Origin of the sequence: Ramlibacter cellulosilyticus (assembly GCF_014297465.1) — a bacterium.
GTDB lineage: Bacteria > Pseudomonadota > Gammaproteobacteria > Burkholderiales > Burkholderiaceae_C > Ramlibacter > Ramlibacter cellulosilyticus.
In genome coordinates this window covers 54,247-72,069 of record NZ_JACORT010000003.1, presented here as the reverse complement: position 1 = coordinate 72,069, position 17,823 = coordinate 54,247, and the positions used below count along the sequence as shown (strand labels likewise).

At 68.7% G+C, this 17,823-nt stretch carries 16 protein-coding genes; 5 read left to right on the top strand and 11 right to left on the bottom strand.

Translation table 11 applies throughout. The features are described 5' to 3' along the window. Nucleotide 1 precedes the first annotated feature (1 nt). The 5 genes from H8N03_RS09020 to H8N03_RS09000 form a co-directional block, all read right to left on the bottom strand. Nucleotides 2-997, bottom strand: coding sequence for a Bug family tripartite tricarboxylate transporter substrate binding protein (locus H8N03_RS09020; RefSeq protein ID WP_187075837.1), 996 nt, complete (start codon nt 995-997; stop codon nt 2-4). Between the two features lie 49 nt (nt 998-1,046). Then, a complete protein-coding gene (locus H8N03_RS09015; RefSeq protein WP_187075836.1) occupies nt 1,047-2,444 on the bottom strand; it encodes a malonyl-CoA decarboxylase in 1,398 nt (465 codons plus the stop codon). Between the two features lie 37 nt (nt 2,445-2,481). Then, the gene (locus tag H8N03_RS09010; RefSeq protein ID WP_187075835.1) at nt 2,482-3,147 is read right to left on the bottom strand and encodes a GntR family transcriptional regulator; all 666 of its coding nucleotides are present in this window, start codon (nt 3,145-3,147) and stop codon (nt 2,482-2,484) included. 122 nt (nt 3,148-3,269) lie between these two features. Next, nucleotides 3,270-4,121: a prolipoprotein diacylglyceryl transferase gene (lgt, locus tag H8N03_RS09005; protein WP_187075834.1), complete on the bottom strand. Its 852-nt coding sequence runs from the start codon at nt 4,119-4,121 to the stop codon at nt 3,270-3,272. A gap of 173 nt (nt 4,122-4,294) precedes the next feature. Then, nucleotides 4,295-5,194 (bottom strand): LysR family transcriptional regulator, encoded by a 900-nt coding sequence (locus tag H8N03_RS09000; protein ID WP_187075833.1) that lies wholly within the window; start codon nt 5,192-5,194, stop codon nt 4,295-4,297. A 73-nt stretch (nt 5,195-5,267) separates the two neighbouring features. On the opposite strand from H8N03_RS09000, the gene ilvD reads away from it, so the two are divergent. Further along, a complete protein-coding gene (gene ilvD, locus H8N03_RS08995) occupies nt 5,268-6,968 on the top strand; it encodes a dihydroxy-acid dehydratase (RefSeq protein ID WP_187075832.1) in 1,701 nt (566 codons plus the stop codon). Between the two features lie 209 nt (nt 6,969-7,177). Continuing rightward, on the top strand, nt 7,178-8,701 hold the full coding sequence (locus tag H8N03_RS08990) for an FAD-dependent oxidoreductase (protein ID WP_187075831.1): 1,524 nt from the start codon (nt 7,178-7,180) through the stop codon (nt 8,699-8,701). A 14-nt stretch (nt 8,702-8,715) separates the two neighbouring features. Here the strand turns inward: H8N03_RS08990 and H8N03_RS08985 are convergent, their stop codons facing one another. Continuing rightward, nucleotides 8,716-8,961: a TIGR04438 family Trp-rich protein gene (locus H8N03_RS08985; RefSeq protein WP_187075830.1), complete on the bottom strand. Its 246-nt coding sequence runs from the start codon at nt 8,959-8,961 to the stop codon at nt 8,716-8,718. A 111-nt stretch (nt 8,962-9,072) separates the two neighbouring features. On the opposite strand from H8N03_RS08985, the gene H8N03_RS08980 reads away from it, so the two are divergent. Next, entirely contained in the window at nt 9,073-9,378 is a 306-nt protein-coding gene (locus tag H8N03_RS08980) for a c-type cytochrome (RefSeq protein WP_187075829.1), read from the top strand. A 131-nt stretch (nt 9,379-9,509) separates the two neighbouring features. Here the strand turns inward: H8N03_RS08980 and acs are convergent, their stop codons facing one another. Continuing rightward, nucleotides 9,510-11,495: an acetate--CoA ligase gene (acs, locus tag H8N03_RS08975; protein WP_187075828.1), complete on the bottom strand. Its 1,986-nt coding sequence runs from the start codon at nt 11,493-11,495 to the stop codon at nt 9,510-9,512. A gap of 147 nt (nt 11,496-11,642) precedes the next feature. On the opposite strand from acs, the gene H8N03_RS08970 reads away from it, so the two are divergent. Continuing rightward, complete coding sequence (locus tag H8N03_RS08970) at nt 11,643-12,257, top strand: TIGR00645 family protein (protein WP_187075827.1); 615 nt, start codon at nt 11,643-11,645, stop codon at nt 12,255-12,257. An 87-nt stretch (nt 12,258-12,344) separates the two neighbouring features. After that, nucleotides 12,345-13,010: a GntR family transcriptional regulator gene (locus H8N03_RS08965; protein ID WP_187075826.1), complete on the top strand. Its 666-nt coding sequence runs from the start codon at nt 12,345-12,347 to the stop codon at nt 13,008-13,010. 204 nt (nt 13,011-13,214) lie between these two features. Here the strand turns inward: H8N03_RS08965 and H8N03_RS08960 are convergent, their stop codons facing one another. From H8N03_RS08960 to H8N03_RS08945, 4 genes are read right to left on the bottom strand one after another with little or no spacing between them, the layout of a single operon-like run. Further along, nucleotides 13,215-14,285: an isocitrate/isopropylmalate dehydrogenase family protein gene (locus H8N03_RS08960; RefSeq protein WP_187075825.1), complete on the bottom strand. Its 1,071-nt coding sequence runs from the start codon at nt 14,283-14,285 to the stop codon at nt 13,215-13,217. Beyond that, entirely contained in the window at nt 14,282-15,310 is a 1,029-nt protein-coding gene (locus H8N03_RS08955) for a PdxA family dehydrogenase (RefSeq protein WP_187075824.1), read from the bottom strand. The genes H8N03_RS08960 and H8N03_RS08955 overlap by 4 nt, the downstream gene beginning before the upstream one ends. Then, on the bottom strand, nt 15,297-16,718 hold the full coding sequence (locus H8N03_RS08950) for an MmgE/PrpD family protein (RefSeq protein ID WP_187075823.1): 1,422 nt from the start codon (nt 16,716-16,718) through the stop codon (nt 15,297-15,299). Before H8N03_RS08950 ends, H8N03_RS08955 begins: the two co-directional genes overlap by 14 nt. 35 nt (nt 16,719-16,753) lie before the next feature. Further along, nucleotides 16,754-17,815, bottom strand: coding sequence for an ABC transporter ATP-binding protein (locus H8N03_RS08945; protein ID WP_187075822.1), 1,062 nt, complete (start codon nt 17,813-17,815; stop codon nt 16,754-16,756). Between the last annotated feature and the right edge of the window lie 8 nt (nt 17,816-17,823).

The window sequence follows — 17,823 nt, the reverse complement described above, 5'->3', positions numbered from 1 at the left end:
GTCAGTCTGCCTTCACGTTGGAGGCTTTCACCACCTGCGCCCAGCGCTTCACTTCGCCGTCGATGAAGCTCGCGAACTGCGGCTGGGTGAAGTTCGGGAACTCGGCGCCCTGCTGCTGCCAGATGGCTTGCAGCTCGGGGGTCTGGATCGCCTTGCGCACTTCGTCGGCCACGTGCTGCTGCACGTCGGCCGGCGTGCCCTTCGGCGCCCAGATACCGTACCACGTGGTCACGGTGTAGTCGGGCAGGCCCATTTCGGCGGCGGTCGGCACGTCCGGGATGGCGGCGTTGCGCTTGTTGCCCGACACCATCAGCGCCTTGATGCGGCCGCCCTTGATGTGGTTGGCGGACGAACCCAGGCCGTCGAACATGATGTCGCAGTTGCCCGCGATCAGGTCCTGCAGCGCGGGGCCCGCGCCGCGGTACGGGATGTGCGTGATGAAGGTCTTCGTCTGCAGCTTGAACAGCTCGCCCGCGAGGTGGTGCGAGGTGCCGTTGCCCGCGGAGCCGTAGTTGTACTTGCCGGGGCTGGACTTCACCATCGCCAGGAACTCCTTGAAGTCCTTGGCGGGCACCCGTTGCGGGTTCACCACCACCACCTGCGGCACGCGGGCGACCAGCGTGATCGGCACCAGGTCCTTCTGCAGGTCGTAGTCGAGGCGGGGATAGATCGACGGCGCGATGGTGTGGTGCACGGCGCCCATGAAGAGGTTGTAGCCGTCCGGCGCGGCACGCGCCGCCAGCGCCGCACCCACGGTGCCGCCCGCGCCGCCGCGGTTGTCGATGATCAGCTGCTTGCCGGTCTGCTTGGCGAACTGCGCCGCCAGCGGCCGCGCGAACGCGTCGGTGCCGCCGCCTGCCGGGAAGGGCACGATCATCATGACGGGCTTGGCGGGCCAGCCGGAGCCCTGGGCGTGCGCGAAAGGCACGAGACCCGTGGCGCCCGCGGCAGCGGCCGCACGCAGGACATCGCGCCGGGTCAGGCGGTTGGAATGCATCTTGTCTGTCTCCTCTTGGGGTGGATGCCGGGACCGAAAACGAAACCGCTCAACGGTACAGGTCGGACACCGCGCCGGCCATCGGTATTTCACCGTGCGAGAGCATGGTGCGGTGCTTGTCGAGCCGTTTGGGATCGTACAGATAGTTGACCATGAGGCCGAAAGACTGCTTCACGCCCTTGGCCGAGGGGTCGCCCGCCCAGTTCAGGCGCTCGACGCGCGCGCCGTTGCCAAGGTGGAAGCGCGCCACCGGGTCGACGGGCTTGCCGTCCTGCAGTTCCTTGCCCAGGTAGCGCGCCGCCCAGGAGAGCAGCTCCTGGCGCTCGGGCGCCTTGACCGCGAGCTCCAGCGGCTTGTCCCACGCAGCGAGCTTGTCGGCGGGCACCTGCTTCGTGAGCCAGGAACGGAAGCCGGGGATGGGCGACAGCGTCGCGAAGGTCTTGAGCTTCGGGAACTCCTCCTTCAGCGTTTCCACCACACGCTTGATCAGCGAGTCGCCGAAGCTCACGCCGCGCAGGCCGGTCTGGCAGTTGCTGATGGAATAGAAGATCGCGGTGGTGGCTTTCGACAGGTCCGCGGCCGCGGCGGTCTCGTCCAGCAAGGGCGTGATCGAGTCGGAGATCGCGTCGGTGAGCGCAACCTCCACGAAGATCAGCGGGTCGCCGTCCAGGCGCGGGTGGAAGAAGCCGTAGCAGCGGCGGTCGCTGTCCAGGCGGTTCTTCAGGTCGCCCCAGCTGCGGATGTCGTGCACGGCCTCGTACTTGATCAGCTTCTCGATGAGGGACGCGGGCGAGTCCCAGGAGAGGCGGCGCAGCTCGAGGAAGGCCACGTCGAACCAGGTGGAGAACAGCGTCTCCAGTTCGGCGTCGAGCGGCAGCAGGCGCTTGTCGCCCTTCAGGTGCGGCAGCAGCTCCGCACGCAGGTCGACGAGGAAGCGCATGCCTTCGGGGAAGGCGGCGAAGCGTTGCAGCAGGCGCGTGCGCGGAGAGACGAGCGCGCGGCGCAGCTTGATCTCCGCGGCGCCCTCTTCCGGCGTGCCTTGCGCGGCTTCGTAGTGCTCGCGCGCGGACTGGATCTTCTTCGGGTCGGGGCCGAACTGCTCGCTCATGAGCAGCCACGCGTCGCGGCGCTCCTCCGCGGGTGCCTGCGCGTAGCGCTCGGCGAAGGCCTTCGCCCGCCGGCCGCCTTCCACCTCGCTCGCGCGCGGGTCGACGATGGCCTGCAGCTCCGCGAGCGTGCGCCGCAGCACGCGCGGCGACAGCGCCTCCTCGCCGCGTCGCCAGGTGGCCTGCAGCCGCTCGCGCGTGGTGCGCGCGGAGGGCGCCTGCGCAACGGCCTGCGCCGCGGCGGAGGCCATGGGCTTGGGCTCGCGCGCCGCGCCGGCGGTGGCCTTGGCTTCGAAGCCGGGGCGCCAGAGGGCGGCCCCGCGGGAAATCCAGTCTCTCATCGGGGGCCGCCTTTGCGGGAGTTGCGAATGGGGTGCATCACGCGAGCCTCGATCGCTGGCTGCGTGCGAGATCGCGCAGCGCGACGCGCTGGCGCGTGAGGTGCGTGCGCATGGCGGCCTCGGCGCCTTCCGCGTCGCGCGCCTTCAGCGCGGCGAAGACGGCGAGGTGCTCCGACAGGCTCTGCTCCAGGCGGCCGGGCGCGTGCAGCTGCTGCAGGCGCGCGAGCTTGACGATCTTGCGCAGGTCGCCGATGACGCCGGCGAGCCAGCGGTTGCCGGCGAGCGCGATGATCGCTTCGTGGATGGCGAAGTTGGTCGCGTAGTACTCGTTGATGCGCTTGGCCTTCGCGTGGCGCTGCAGCTTGTCGTGCAGGTCTTCCAGGGCGGCGATGTCGGCGTCGCTGGCGTTCTGCGCGGCCTCGAAGGCGCAGCGGCCCTCCAGCAGCGCGATGACGGGGAAGATCTCGTCGAGGTCCTGCTCCGTCACCTCGTTGACGAAGCAGCCCCGGCGCGGCTCGTGCCGCACGAGGCCTTCGTGCGTGAGGACCTTCAGCGCCTCGCGCAGCGGCGTGCGCGAGATCTTCATCTGCTCGGCGAGCTTGAGTTCGTCGAGGAAGGTGCCCGGCGTCAGCTCGCCCGCGAAGATCCGCTCCCGCAGCTGCGCCGCGACTTCGTCGTGCAGGGAGTTGGGGACCAGGCGCATGGTGGGCTGCCGTAATTTCCTGTAATTACGGGTAATTATGAGACGAGGCCGGGCGCCGTGGGTGCCGTTCGGGCAGGGAGTTTCCCTGAGGCGACGGACGGCGTGCGCGCCGCCCGCGCCGGTCAGCGCGCCGGCGAGCGCGGCGCGGCGGGGTGCCGGTCGGCGGGCGTGATGCGCGTCTCGGCCCAGACCCACAGCAGCACGCCGCCGAGGATCATGGGGATGCACAGCCACTGGCCCATGCTCATCTTGAAGGCCAGGATGCCCAGGTGCGCATCGGGCTCGCGGAAGTACTCGGCGGTGAAGCGCGCCACGCCGTAGCCGACCAGGAACACGGCGGAGACCTGCGCCTCCTTGCGCGGCTTGCGCCCATAGAGCCAGAGCACGAGGAACAGCACGAGTCCTTCGAGGAGGAACTCGTACAGCTGCGAAGGGTGCCGCGGGATGGCCGTGCCGCTCTGCGGGAACACCATGGCCCAGGGCAGCTCCGGATCCGCCGCGCGGCCCCAGAGCTCGCCGTTGATGAAGTTGCCGATGCGCCCTGCCCCGAGGCCGAGCGGCACGCAGGGGGCGATGAAGTCCATCACCTGCCAGAAAGGCTTGCTGCGGCTGCGCGCGAACCAGACCTGCGACGCGATGACGCCGATCAGGCCGCCGTGGAAGCTCATGCCGCCCTGCCACACGAAGAAGATCTCGAGCGGGTGCGTGAGGTAGTAGCCCGGCTTGTAGAACAGGCAGTACCCGAGGCGCCCACCCACCACGACGCCGAGCACGCCGAGGAAGAGCATGTCCTCGACGTCCTTGCGCGACCAGGCCCCGGCCCCTTGCACCGAGCGAAAGGGCTCGTGCTTCAGGCGCAGGTGCGCCAGCAGCATGAACAGCCCGAACGCGACCAGGTAGGTGATGCCGTACCAGTGGATGGCGATGGGGCCGAGCTGCAGGGCGATGGGATCGATCTTGGGATGGACCAGCATGGGCGGATTGTGGCGCAGGCGTGGGGAGGCGGGGACGGGAACCAAAGACCAACAGCCGGACGCAAAAGTCGCAAAGGTTCCGCAAAAGTCGCAAAAGGACTTCCTCAATATGTTGGCTGTTCTTTTGCGACTTCTGCGTAGCTTTTGCGACTTTTGCGTCCGGCTGTCCGCTTTCAGCGGCCTACGACATCCACGAACCTCTCCAGCACCGGCGTCATCCGCTCCCACACCAGCGTCGTCTCGCATTCCGGCACGCCTGCCGCCTGCTTGCCGCCGATCTGGCGGTAGACGACGCCGCCCCGCTGGAACTGGCGCACGCTCTCGGGTACCCACGCGAGGCCCAGGCCGGCCGACACCAGGTTGACGATGGTCTGCATCTGGATCGCTTCCTGCACGATGCGCGGCTCGCGGCCGGCGGCGTGGTACATGCCGAGGACCGCGTCGTGCAGCGACGGCACGATGCGCCGCGGGAAGATCACCAGCGGCTCGGCCAGCACCTGCGCCAGCGGCAGGCGCGCGACGCTGGCGAGCGGGTGCGCCTCCGGCAGCGCGAGCACCAGCGGCTCGCGCGCGACCTGCCGGTGCTGCAGCCCGCGCGGCGCGAAGCCGGGCGAGTGCAGCATGAATCCCGCGTCGATCTCGCCGCGCGCGAACGCCTCCACCTGCACGTCGCCGGTCGCCTCGATCAGCTCCATCTGCACCTGCGGGTGCTTCGCCCGGAACGCGCGCAGCCACTGCGGCAGCAGGGCGAAGCCGACCGTGGACACGAAGGCGATGCGCAGCCGGCCGAGCTCGCCGCCCGCCGCCGCGCGCGCCTGCGCCGGCAGTTCGCGCGCGCGGGCGAGCAGCTCGCGCACCTGCGGCAGCAGGGCCTCGCCGGCGGCGGTGAGCTGCACGCTGCGCTTGGTGCGCTCGAACAGGCGCACGCCGAGCAGCCGCTCCAGCTGCGCGATGGCCTGCGTCAGCGGCGGCTGGGTCATGTGCAGGCTGCGGGCCGCGCGGCCGAAATGCAGCTCCTCGGCGACGGCCGCGAACTGGCGCCACAGGCGCAGCTCGATCACGGGTTCCTTCATACGCGGCGGATATTAATGCCCGCGCGGAAACGGATTGGAAAGAATCAGGGCGCGGGCGTATCCTCTGCGCCCTATGAGCCAGAAGACCATCCCCATCCAGCCGCTGCGCAGCGCCAACATCACCGAAGGCAAGTCGCGCGCTCCCAACCGCTCCATGTACTACGGCATGGGCTACAAGGAGACCGACTTCGGCAAGCCGATGGTGGGCGTCGCCAACGGCCACAGCACCATCACGCCCTGCAACAGCGGGCTGCAGAAGCTGGCCGACGCGGCGGTGGAAGGCATCGCCGAAGCCGGCGGCAACCCGCAGATCTTCGGCACGCCGACGATCTCCGACGGCATGGCGATGGGCACCGAAGGCATGAAGTACTCGCTGGTGAGCCGCGAGGTCATCGCCGACTGCATCGAGACCTGCGTGCAGGGCCAGTGGATGGACGGCGTGCTGGTCGTCGGCGGCTGCGACAAGAACATGCCCGGCGGCATGATGGGCATCCTGCGCGCGAACGTGCCGGCCATCTACGTCTACGGCGGCACCATCCTCCCGGGCAAGTGGAAGGGCCAGGACCTGAACATCGTGAGCGTGTTCGAGGCCGTGGGCCAGAACGCCGCTGGCAAGATCAGCGACCAGGAACTGAAGGACATCGAGCAGCACGCCATCCCCGGCACGGGCTCGTGCGGCGGCATGTACACCGCCAACACGATGTCTTCCGCCTTCGAGGCGCTGGGCATGTCCCTGCCCTACTCCTCGACGATGGCCAACCCGCACGACGAGAAGCAGAACTCGGCGAAGGAATCGGCCAAGGTGCTGATGGAAGCCATCCGGAAGGACATCAAGCCGCGCGACATCGTCACGCGCAAGTCGCTGGAGAACGCGGTCGCCGTGATCATGGCCACGGGCGGCTCCACCAACGCCGTGCTGCACTTCCTGGCGATCGCGCACGCCGCCGGCGTGGAGTGGACCATCGACGACTTCGAGCGCATCCGCAAGCGCACGCCGGTCATCTGCGACCTGAAGCCCTCGGGCAAGTACCTCGCCGTGGACCTGCACGAAGCGGGCGGCATCCCGCAGGTGATGAAGGTCCTGCTGAACGCGGGCCTGCTGCACGGCGACTGCCTGACGATCACGGGCAAGACCATCGCCGAGACGCTGAAGGACATCCCGGACCAGCCGCGCAAGGACCAGGACGTGATCCGCACGATCGCCGACCCGATGTACAAGGAAGGCCACCTCGCCATCCTGAAGGGCAACCTGTCGCCCGAAGGGGCGGTCGCCAAGATCACGGGCCTGAAGAACCCGGTGATCACCGGCCCCGCGCGCGTGTTCGACGACGAGCAGTCGGCGCTGCAGGCCATCCTGGACGGCAAGATCAAGGCGGGCGACGTGATGGTGCTGCGCTACCTGGGCCCCAAGGGCGGGCCGGGCATGCCGGAGATGCTGGCGCCCACGGGCGCGCTGATCGGCGCCGGCCTGGGCGAGAGCGTGGGCCTGATCACCGACGGCCGCTTCTCGGGCGGCACCTGGGGCATGGTGGTGGGCCACGTCGCGCCGGAAGCGGCCGCGGGCGGCACGATCGCGTTCGTGAAGGAAGGCGACTCGATCACCATCGACGCGCACCAGCTGAAGCTGGAACTGAACGTGTCCGATGCGGAGATCGCGCAGCGCAAGGCGGGCTGGAAGGCCCCGGCCCCGCGCTACACGCGCGGCGTGCAGGCGAAGTTCGCGTTCAATGCGAGCAGCGCGAGCAAGGGCGCGGTGCTGGACAACTTCAGCTGAAGCTCCCGTTGGCGGCATCGCGATCGGGATCGGGATCGGGATCGGGATCGGGATCGTAGGCTGGGTTTCGCGCCAGCGAACCCCAGCGTCCAGCACCCCGCGCGCATCGCTGGGGTGCGCATTCGCGCAACCCAGCCTACTGTCGTCCCCGTCCTACGGGACCGCAACACCGTCCTGCCTAGCATGACGTTTTCCCCTCGGAGAACGTCATGGACACCCTTTCCCTCTGGCGAGGCACGGCGCCGCCCACCGGCTACGCCATGCTCAACGGGGACGTCACGGCCGACGTGCTGATCATCGGCGGCGGCATCACGGGGGTGACGCTGGCCGACCTGCTCGCGGAGCAGAAGACGCCGAACAAGCCGAAGGTGGTGCTGCTGGAAGCCGACGAGATCGGCACCGGCACGACCGGCAACTCCACCGGCAACCTGTACCAGACGGTCAGCAGCGGCATGGCCGACCTGGTGTCGCGCTGGAGCCCCGAAGTCGCGCGGCAGGTCGCGGCCGAACGCGGTGCGGCCATCGCCTTCATCGAGGAACGCTGCCGCCTGCTGCCGGACGTGGGCTTCCGCCGCTGCAACCTGTACAAGTGGGGCGACGCGTCCAGCGCCAAGGAGATCGACAAGGAATTCGAGGCGTTGCAGGCGGCCGGCATCGCCGTGCAGCGCCAGGACAGCGTGCCTTCCCCGCTGCCCCCGGCAGGCAGCGGCGTGCTGGTGCTGCAGGACCAGGCGCAGTTCCAGCCGCAAGCCTACGTGGCGGCCCTCGCCCGGCGCGCGGCGGAAGCCGGCGCGGAGATCCACGAGCACTCGCGCGTGATCGACCTCGACCTGAAGAACAGGCGCGCGGTCACGGCGTCGGGCTCGGTGACGGCCCGGGAGATCATCATGGCGACGCACACGCCCAAGGGCGTGTTCCTCGTGCACGCGGAAATGCCCGTGCACCGCGAGTACGCGGTGGCCTTCGAATCGCAGGACGGGGCGCCCGGCCCCGGCACCTTCTGGTACGGCGGCAGCGAGCAGCTGTCGGTGCGCACGTTGCAGGCGGGCGGCAAGCAGTACGTGGTCTGCGCCGGCCAGGAGCACAAGGTGGGCATCCACAATGCCACCGCGGCCCTGCTGGCGCTGGAAAACCTGGCGAAGAAGTACTTCGGGGAGCGGACGATCACGCATCGCTGGTCCGCGCAGAACTACCGCGGCGCCGACGGCCTGCCCTACATCGGGCGCAACGCGCAAGGCATCTTCATCGCCACCGGCTTCTCCACCGACGGCCTCACCTGGGGCACGGTGGCCGCGCGCCTGGCCGCCGCCGAACTCCTGGGGCACAAGGCCGCATTCGCCGACCTCGTGCGGCCGAACCGGCTCTCGCCGGTGAAGGGCGCCAAGGCGATCGTCGAGGAGAACGTCACGGTGGTGAAGCAGCTGGTGAAGGACTACCTCACCGGCCGCCAGGACGAGAAGCTGGCGCAGCTGCAGCCCGGGGACAGCGCGATCGTCGACGCGGAAGGCGAGACCTTCGCCGCCTACCGGTCGCCGGCGGGCGAGCTCTTCGCCGTGTCCAACGTGTGCCCGCACCTCGGATGCAAGGTGCACTGGAACAGCGTGGAGACCACCTGGGACTGCCCGTGCCACGGCAGCCGGTTCCGGCCGGACGGGACCGTGATCGAAGGCCCGGCGCTGAGCGGGCTGAAGCGCAAGCATGCGCCGCCGCTGGGGGGCGGCGACGCCGGCTAGTCTTTACCGGAGATTTACCGGCGGCCCTTGCGGGTGCCCAGGCCCAGTTGCTCGCGCTGCTTCTCGAGGCGGGCCTTCTTGCGCGCGTTCTCGCGTTCGACCGCCTTGCGCTTGGTGTAGCCGGAGTAGTCCGCCCAGGCCCACCAGAGGGCGGCGAGGCCGAAAGGCACGAGGACGACCCACCAGTCCCAGGCGGCCACGGGGCCGATCTCCAGGTATTTCATCGCCAGCAGGACGATCCCCAGTCCGAGCAGATACATGCGCCCTCCAACTCCTTCGCGCGACCCCGAATTCCCTGGACGGCCGGGCGGGTCAACGCCGGTCCGTACAATACCGTTGAAGGAATGTAACCCAACGAGCGAGGATCCCTTATGAAACGAGCCCTCCTGGCGCTGGCGGCCCTGGCCGCGATCTCTGCGCCGGCTCTGGCGGACCAGGCCCTGGCCACCGCCAAGAACTGCATGGCCTGCCATGCCGTGGACAAGAAGCTGGTCGGCCCCTCCTACAAGGACGTCGCCGCCAAGTACGCCGGCCAGAAGGATGCCGTGGACAAGCTCGCCGCCAAGATCATCAAGGGCGGCGCGGGCGTCTGGGGCCCGGTGCCGATGCCGGCGAACGCGCAGGTGAACGAAGCCGAGGCGAAGAAGCTGGCGGCGTGGGTGCTGACGCAGAAATAAGCGCTGCGTCCCAGAAAGAAGGCCCGCTCGCGCGGGCCTTTTTCGTTTCTCCTTTCGTCATTCCCGCGAAGGCGGGAACCCAGGGCTCCCGGAAGCCCTGGGCCCCCGCCTCCGCGGGGGTGACGAAGAATTCAGTTGTTCTCCGCCAATTGATCGAGGATCGCGGGGTTTTCCAGCGTCGTGGTGTCCTGCGTGATCTGCTCGCCCTTGGCGATGCTCCGCAGCAGCCGCCGCATGATCTTCCCGCTGCGCGTCTTCGGCAGGTTGTCGCCGAAGCGGATGTCCTTGGGCTTGGCGATCGGGCCGATTTCCTTGGCCACCCAGTTGCGCAGCTCGTTGGCGATCTTCTTCGCTTCCTCTCCGGTGGGACGCGGGCGCTTCAGCACGACGAAGGCGCACACCGCTTCGCCGGTCAGGTCGTCCGGCCGGCCCACCACGGCGGCTTCGGCCACCATGTCGGTCTTGGAGACCAGCGCCGACTCGATCTCCATCGTGCCCAGGCGGTGCCCCGACACGTTCAGCACGTCGTCGATGCGGCCCGTGATGCGGAAGTAGCCCGTCTTCGCGTCGCGCACCGCGCCGTCGCCCGCGAGGTACAGCTTGCCGCCCATCTCCTCGGGGAAATACGACTTCTTGAAGCGTTCGGGATCGCCCCAGATCGTGCGGATCATCGACGGCCACGGACGCTTGATCACCAGCATGCCGCCGGAGCCGTTCGGGATGTCCTTGCCGGTCTCGTCGACGATGGCGGCCATGATGCCGGGCAGCGGCAGCGTGCAGGAGCCCGGCACGAGCGGCGTGGCGCCCGGCAGCGGCGTGATGACGTGGCCACCGGTCTCGGTCTGCCAGAAGGTGTCCACGATCGGGCAGCGCTCGCCGCCCACGTTCCGGAAGTACCACATCCACGCTTCGGGGTTGATCGGCTCGCCGACCGTGCCCAGGATGCGCAGCGAGGTGAGGTTCCAGTTCTTCGGGTGCACCTTCTCGTCGGTCTCCGCCGCCTTGATCAGCGAGCGGATCGCGGTCGGCGCCGTGTAGAAGATCGAGACCTTGTGCTTCTCGATCATCTGCCAGAAGCGGCCCGCGTGCGGATACGTCGGGATGCCTTCGAAGATCAGCTGCGTCGCGCCGGCCGCGAGCGGGCCGTAGGCGACGTAGCTGTGGCCCGTGATCCAGCCGATGTCGGCGGTGCACCAGAAGAGGTCCTTGGGCTGCAGGTCGAAGGTCCAGTCCATCGTGAGCTTGGACCACAGCAGGTAGCCGCCCGTGGAGTGCTGCACGCCCTTGGGCTTGCCCGTGGAACCGGAGGTGTAGAGGATGAAGAGCGGGTGCTCGGCACCCACCGGCTCCGGCTTGCACTCGGTCGACTGGCCCTTCAGCACTTCGTCGAAGGTCTTGTCGCGCCCGGCGACCATGTTGCAGGCCGTGGGCGTGCGCATGTAGACCAGCACGCTCTTCACGCTCTCGCAGCCGCCCATGGCCAGCGCCTCGTCGACGATGGACTTCAGGCCCATCTCCTTGCCGCCGCGCATCTGGTAGTTGGCCGTGACGATCGCCACCGCGCCCGCGTCGATGACGCGCTCGTGGATGGACTTGGCCGAGAAGCCGCCGAACACCACGCTGTGCGTCGCGCCGATGCGCGCGCAGGCCTGCATGGCCACCACGCCTTCCACGCCCATCGGCATGTAGACGATGACGCGGTCGCCCTTCTTGATGCCCTGCGCCTTGAGCGCGTTGGCGAACTGGCTCACGCGCGCCAGCAGCTCCTTGTACGTGACCTGGCTCACCTGGCCGTCGTCGGACTCGAAGACGATGGCGACCTTGTTCTCCACGGGCGTGCCGACGTGCTTGTCGAGGCAGTTCGCGCTGGCATTGAGCTCGCCGTCCTGGAACCACTTGTAGAACGGCGCCTTCGACTCGTCGAGCACCTGCGTGAACGGCTTCGTCCACTGCACGTTGTCGCGGGCGAGGCGCGCCCAGAAGCCCTCGAAATCCTTCTCCGCTTCCCTGCACAGCGCCTCGTAGGCGGCCATGCCGGAGATGCGCGCCGCCTTCACGGTGGCGTCGCTGGGCGGGAACACGCGGTTTTCGACGAGGACGGACTCGATGGCGCTCATGCTTGTCTCCGATGGGGAAGGGAATTGCGCGGTACTGTCGGCGGAGGGTCTTACAAGCCACTGACTGCCGGCGGCCGCACGTCCCGCCGATTCTGGCCCTCCGGCGCGCTTATCTACAATCGGCCCGATCCGTAGTAACCCCCAACCATGCGCCAAGACCCCACCGGCATCAGCCGCTCCTCGCCGCTGCGCCCGCTTCCGAACCTGATCTTCGCCAGCCGCTGGCTGCAGCTGCCGCTGTACCTGGGGCTGATCGCGGCCCAGGCCGTGTACGTGGTGCACTTCCTGCTGGAACTCTGGTACCTGGTGCTGGCCGCCATGGGCAGCCAGGACGCGCTGAAGCACCTCGTCACGAGCATCGGCTACAACGGGGAGGGCATCCACGCCCTCAACGAGACGATCATCATGCTGGTCGTCCTCGCGCTGATCGACGTGGTGATGATCTCGAACCTGCTGATCATGGTGATCGTCGGCGGCTACGAGACCTTCGTGAGCCGCATGAACCTGGAGGGACACCCGGACCAGCCCGAGTGGCTGAGCCACGTGAACGCCTCGGTGCTGAAGGTGAAGCTGGCGACCGCGATCATCGGCATCTCGTCGATCCACCTGCTCAAGACCTTCATCAACGCCGCGAACTACGACACGAAGGTGCTGGTGGCGCAGACGGTCATCCACATCACCTTCCTGCTGTCGGCCCTGGCGATCGCCTTCACCGACCGCGTGATGGCGCCCACGCCGCACCACGACACCGAGGAACTCTGATCGCCAAAGTGTCGACAATCTCCGTGACAGCGTCGACACGATTGCTATGATTGCCGACATCGCCGCCGCCCGGGCGGCGGTGCAGTCATGAGCGCCATCCCTCCCATCCAGACCACCGAAGGCCTGTCGCGGCAGATCGCGGAGCAGCTGAAGCAGCTGATCTACGCCGGCGAGTTCAAGGCGGGCGACCGCCTGAACGAGGCGGCGCTGGCGGTGCGCATGGGCACCAGCCGCGGGCCGATCCGCGAGGCGATCCGCATCCTCACCGGCACGGGGCTGGTCACGCCGGTCGTGAACCGCGGCGTGTTCGTGCGCAAGGTCTCGATCCAGGAGATGCTGGAGATCTACGAGCTGCGCGCCCTGGTCTTCGGCTTCGCGGCGGAGCGGGCCTGCGAGCACGTGACCGACCGGGACCGTGCCGCCTTCGAGTCGCTCCTGGACGGCATGGACACCGCCGCCCAGGAGAACGACAGCGGGCTCTACTACGACCTCAACGTCCGCTTCCACGAGCTGGTGCTCACGCTTTCGCACCACGAGCGCGCGCGGCAGCTGTACGACAGCTACGTGAAGGAGCTGCACCTGTACCGCCGCCAGAACTTCAACGCGCCGGGCAACATGCGCCGCTCCAACGTGGAACACCGCAGGATCTACGAGGCGATCGCCAAGGGAAACGCGGCCAAGGCGAAGCAGTACGCCGAGGAGCACATCCAGGCGGGGCGGACGCGGCTGCTCGCGCTGGCGGAAGAACACTGAGCCTGCGCGTGGCGGCCCGTCGGCTGGGTGGCCGCGGGCGCTCGGGGCGGGGTTGCCGAAGGCGCCCGGGGATGGGTTGCCGCAGGCGCTCGGGGCGGGGTTGCCGAAGGCACTCGTAGGCTGGGTTGCGCGGAGCGCACCCCAGCGTTTCGCGCACGCTGCTGGGGTGCGCTTCGCGCAACTCAGCCTACGGATCCGACCAACCTACAGGTTGCCGATCACCGCGCGGGTAAACGACTCCGTGTTGCCTTGCCCCCGAATATCCCCCGTCCGCGCCTTCGCATCCGCGAGCGCCGCGGTCAGCCCGCGCTCCATGCTCCCCGCCGCCGCCACGGCCTGCGGGATGTTCTTCCGCCGCCCCAGCCAGTCGAGCAGCATCCGCGTCGAATCCACCATCGCATAGGGATTCGCCTTCCCCTGCCCCGCGATGTCCGGCGCCGAGCCGTGCGTGGCCTGTGCCATCGCGAAGTCGCCGTCGCCGATGCACAGGCCCGGCGCCATGCCCAGGCCGCCCACCAGCCCCGCGGCTTCGTCGGTGAGGATGTCGCCGAACATGTTGGTGGTGACCACGACGTCGAAGTTGTGCGGGTCGCGCACCAGGCGCATGGCCATGGTGTCGACGATCACCTCGTTCACTTCCACGTCGGGGAAGTCCTTCGCGGCCTTCAGGCACTCCTCGACGAACATGCCGCAACCGAGCTTGAACACCGTGTTCTTGTGCACCACGGTGAGCTTCTTGCGGCGGCTGCGCGCGAGCGCGAGCGCCACGCGCGCCACCCGGTCGCTGCCCTTGCGCGTGATCACGCGCACGGAGATGGTCATGTCCTCGCTGGGGCGGAACTCGCCCGAGCCCGCCACCACGTTGCGGTCCGGCTGGAAGCCCTCGTTGTTCTCGCGCACGATCACCAGGTCCACGTCGTCGCGCAGGCAGCCGATGTCCGGGTACGAGCGCGTCGGCCGCACGTTGGCGAACAGGTTGAAGTGCTTGCGCATGATCGGGTGCGGGTTGATCGCGCCCGGCACCTTCGGGTACTCGCGGTGGCCGATCGGGCCCAGCACGAAGCCGTCGTAGGTGGCCAGCGTCTCCAGCGTGCCCGCGGGCAAGGTGGCGCCGTGCGTGTCCAGCGCGCGCCGGCCGACTGGCATCGGCTTCCACTGGATGCGCAGCCCGTGCTGCTCCGCCGCGGCGGACGCGACCTGCACGGACGCCGGCACGACCTCGTGCCCGATGTCGTCGCCCTCCAGCACGCCCAGCACCAGGTGCGGGTCCTTCATGCGGCCACCTTCCCTTTCCTGCGGGCGAGGGCCATGCGTGCCGCGATGCGCAGCGCCTGCTCCAGCGCCCCCGTGTCGGCCTTGCCCTGCCCCGTGATGTCGAACGCGGTGCCGTGCGCGGGCGTCGTGTACACGGTCTTCAGCCCCGCCGTGACCGTGACGCCCTTGTGGAAGCCCAGGAGCTTGGTCGCGATCTGCCCCTGGTCGTGGTACATCATGACCACCCCGTCGTACTCGCCCCGGAGCGCCTTGAGGAAGATCGCGTCGGAGGAGATCGGCCCGCTCACCGCGATGCCCTCTTCCGCCAGCCGCTTCACCGTCGGCGCGATGAGCCGGATCTCCTCGTCGCCGAAGAGCCCGCCTTCGCCGCAGTGCGGGTTGAGCGCCGCCACGCCGATGCGGGGTTTGGCGTGTCCGGCTTCGCGCAGGCTGCGGTCAGCCAGGCGCACGGCGGACGCGATGCGCTCGGGCGTCACCAGCTCCAGCGCCTGCCGCAGCGCCACGTGCGAGGTGACGCGGAAGGTGGAGAACTGCTCGATGACGTTCATCTCGCCGAAGAAGCCCTGGTGGTCATTCCACGCGGCGAACATCTGGTGCTCGTCGTGGTACTTCCAGCCGCCCTGGTGCAGGGCGGCCTTGGACAGGGGCGCGAAGGTGACGCCTTCGATCTCGCCGCGCTGCGCGAGCTGCGTCATGTGCTGCAGCGTCTCGCCGGTGAGGCGGCCGGATTCGGGGGAGTTCTCGCGGCGGGGGAGCTTCGCGGGGTCGATGTTCGCGAGGTCGACGACGGGGATTTCGTTGCGTGACCAGTCGATGTCGCGCACCGCGGAGTAGCAGCGCCACTGCGGCTCGATCTTCGCGTCGCGGCAGCCGAGGTCGAAGACGCGGGCGTCGCCGACGACGGCGATGCGGGCGACGTCGCGCAGCTTGTTGCTGGCGAGGAGCTTCGCGGTGATTTCGGGGCCGATGCCCGTCATGTCGCCGGGCATCAATCCCAGCACGGGCCGCGGGTCAGCTGCGGTCATGGGCCAGCGAGTCCATCAACGTGGAGATCCTGGGCAGCGTCTCCAGCTCCCGCACCATCGCAACCACCTCTTCCGCCTTCTGCTTCGGGAACTTCGCGAACTCCGCGTTCTCGCGGAACTTGTCGGCGACTTCGTTGTAGGTCATGGGCATGGCGGGGCTGCCCTTGCCGAAGTCGGCGCGGCCGCTCACCTTGCGGCCGCCGGCCAGCTCGATGTCGATGATCGTGGTCATCTTGTGGTACCCGGCCGCTTCCGCGTCCTTGTCGACGACGAAGTCGACCTTCTCGATCATCTTCTTCACGTCGGGGCGGTTCACCACTGCGTCGGTGAACTCGTTCAGCCCCGCGCGGCCCTCCAGCAGCAGGATCGCCATGCAGAACTCCATGGAGAACTTGGCCTGCAGCTCGTTGGTCGGGCGGTGGTGGATCAGCGCGTTGGGCATGTTGTGGTTGGTGCCGACGCGCACGCGCACCACGTCGCTTGCCTGGATCCGGTTCTCGCGGATCAGCCGCAGCATCTCCGTCATGCCCGGGTGCGTCAGCGAGCCGCTCGGGTGCGGCTTGATCGACACGCCCGGCTCGGCAAAGGTCCAGGGCTTGCCGAGGCGGCCGGCGATCGCGTTCGCGTCGTAGCCGCCGCCCGCGGCGCTGAAGAAGCCACGCGGCGCTTCCAGGATCCTGTCCGTGGCCGTCCAGCCGTAGGAGGCGAATTGCGCCGCGGCGACGCCGCTCTCCGACGAACGCCCCGCGTGAAAGGGCTTGGTCATCGTCCCGAAGTTCTCGCGCAGTCCGGCCGACTGGCTGCCCGCGATCGACAAGGCGCGGCAGGTCGCTTCTTCGGAGAGCCCCATCAGCTTCGAAGCGGCCGATGCCGCCGCGAAGGTGCCGCAGGTCGCGGTGGAGTGGAAACCCGTCTGGTAGTGGCGCGGGTGGATGGCCTCCGAGATCTTGCACTCGACCTCCACGCCGAGGTGGTAGGCCAGCATCGCATCCGCACCGCTCGCGCCCAGCGTTTCGGCCATCGCGAGCGCTGCAGGAAGCGCGGGCGCCGTGGGGTGCGTCAGCAGCCCGTACACGCGGTCCGTCGCGACGGCCAATTGCGTGTCGTCGTAGTCGTCGGCGTGGATGCCCACGCCGTTGGCGAAGGCGGCGAAGCGCGGCGCGACCTTCAGCCGCGTGCCGATCACCGTGGCGGGACCGTTGCCCAGGTGCAGGTCCGCGAGGTGGCGACGCACCAGTTCTCCGAGATGGCTGGCGCCGCCGGACAGCGCCAGCCCGATGCCGTCGAGGATGGACTTCTTCCCCAGGCCCACGACGTCCTGCGGCAGGTCCTGCAGGCGCGTGCTGCAGACGAAATCGGCCACGTAGTGCGTCAGGTGTTCCGCGGCCTGTTGCTGGGTGATGCTCACGACATGCTCCTCTTGGTGTGTCGGTCGGGATGGGTTCAGTGCGCCAGGGCGCGGCAGTGCGCGGGCGGCAGGTGCAGCCAGACGGACGCGCCGGGCGCCAGGCTGAAGTCGGACGGCGCGACGGCCCGCACGCTCTCGCCGTCGGGCAGCGTCACCAGGTAGTCGCGGTGCGAGCCCAGGTAGATCTGGCGGGTGACCGTGCCTTGCACGCAATTGGTCTCGGCGGGCTTCGTCGCGCTCAGGTGCACGTCGTGGTGGCGCAGGGAGACGGCGGTGTCGCCGTCCTTGGCGAACTCGCCCGAGCCGCAGCGGAGGAACAGGCCGTTGGCCGACGCCACCCCGTCCTGGCCGTCCCACTTGCCGCGCAGGATGTTGGTGCCGCCTATGAAGCGGGCGACGAACTCCGTCTTCGGCCGCTGGTACACGTCTTCCGGCGAGCCGGCCTGCTCGATCACGCCGTTGTTCATCACGACGATGAGGTCGGCCGTCGTCATTGCCTCGGCCTGGTCGTGCGTGACGTAGACGGTCGTGTAGCGGTACTTGTCGTGCAGGCGCCGGATCTCGAAGCGCATCTCCTCGCGCAGGTTGGCGTCGAGGTTGGAGAGCGGCTCGTCGAGCAGCAGCGTCTCCGGCTCGACCACCAGCGCGCGCGCAAGCGACACCCGCTGCTGCTGGCCGCCGGAGAGCTCGCCGGGATAGCGCTGCGCGAGCTGCGAAAGCTTCGTGGCGGCGAGGATGGTTTCCGCGCGCTGCTGCGTGTCGTTCTTCGACAGGCCGCGCAACTTGAGGCCGTACGCGACGTTGTCGAACACCGTCATGTGCGGCCAGAGCGCGTAGCTCTGGAAGATCATCGACATGTTGCGGCGCTCGGGCGCCTCGCTGTCGCCGGGTGCGGAGATGCGGCGGCCGCCCACGCGGATCTCGCCGCCGTCCGGCTCGACGAAACCCGCGATGAGGCGCAGCGTCGTCGTCTTGCCGCAGCCCGAGGGCCCGAGCAGGCAGACCAGCTGGCCCTTGTCGACGGAGAGCGAGACGTCCTTCACCACCGGCGCGCCGGCGTAGCGTTTCGTGAGGCCCTGGAGTTCGAGGAATCCCATTGGTTCTT

What these genes read in the sequence shown, in the direction of transcription:
- H8N03_RS09020 (WP_187075837.1), bottom strand. Translation starts at nt 997, where the DNA reads ATGCATTCCAACCGCCTGACCCGGCGCGATGTCCTGCGTGCGGCCGCT.
- H8N03_RS09015 (WP_187075836.1), bottom strand. Translation starts at nt 2,444, where the DNA reads ATGAGAGACTGGATTTCCCGCGGGGCCGCCCTCTGGCGCCCCGGCTTC.
- H8N03_RS09010 (WP_187075835.1), bottom strand. Translation starts at nt 3,147, where the DNA reads ATGCGCCTGGTCCCCAACTCCCTGCACGACGAAGTCGCGGCGCAGCTG.
- lgt (WP_187075834.1), bottom strand. Translation starts at nt 4,121, where the DNA reads ATGCTGGTCCATCCCAAGATCGATCCCATCGCCCTGCAGCTCGGCCCC.
- H8N03_RS09000 (WP_187075833.1), bottom strand. Translation starts at nt 5,194, where the DNA reads ATGAAGGAACCCGTGATCGAGCTGCGCCTGTGGCGCCAGTTCGCGGCC.
- ilvD (WP_187075832.1), top strand. Translation starts at nt 5,268, where the DNA reads ATGAGCCAGAAGACCATCCCCATCCAGCCGCTGCGCAGCGCCAACATC.
- H8N03_RS08990 (WP_187075831.1), top strand. Translation starts at nt 7,178, where the DNA reads ATGGACACCCTTTCCCTCTGGCGAGGCACGGCGCCGCCCACCGGCTAC.
- H8N03_RS08985 (WP_187075830.1), bottom strand. Translation starts at nt 8,961, where the DNA reads ATGTATCTGCTCGGACTGGGGATCGTCCTGCTGGCGATGAAATACCTG.
- H8N03_RS08980 (WP_187075829.1), top strand. Translation starts at nt 9,073, where the DNA reads ATGAAACGAGCCCTCCTGGCGCTGGCGGCCCTGGCCGCGATCTCTGCG.
- acs (WP_187075828.1), bottom strand. Translation starts at nt 11,495, where the DNA reads ATGAGCGCCATCGAGTCCGTCCTCGTCGAAAACCGCGTGTTCCCGCCC.
- H8N03_RS08970 (WP_187075827.1), top strand. Translation starts at nt 11,643, where the DNA reads ATGCGCCAAGACCCCACCGGCATCAGCCGCTCCTCGCCGCTGCGCCCG.
- H8N03_RS08965 (WP_187075826.1), top strand. Translation starts at nt 12,345, where the DNA reads ATGAGCGCCATCCCTCCCATCCAGACCACCGAAGGCCTGTCGCGGCAG.
- H8N03_RS08960 (WP_187075825.1), bottom strand. Translation starts at nt 14,285, where the DNA reads ATGAAGGACCCGCACCTGGTGCTGGGCGTGCTGGAGGGCGACGACATC.
- H8N03_RS08955 (WP_187075824.1), bottom strand. Translation starts at nt 15,310, where the DNA reads ATGACCGCAGCTGACCCGCGGCCCGTGCTGGGATTGATGCCCGGCGAC.
- H8N03_RS08945 (WP_187075822.1), bottom strand. Translation starts at nt 17,815, where the DNA reads ATGGGATTCCTCGAACTCCAGGGCCTCACGAAACGCTACGCCGGCGCG.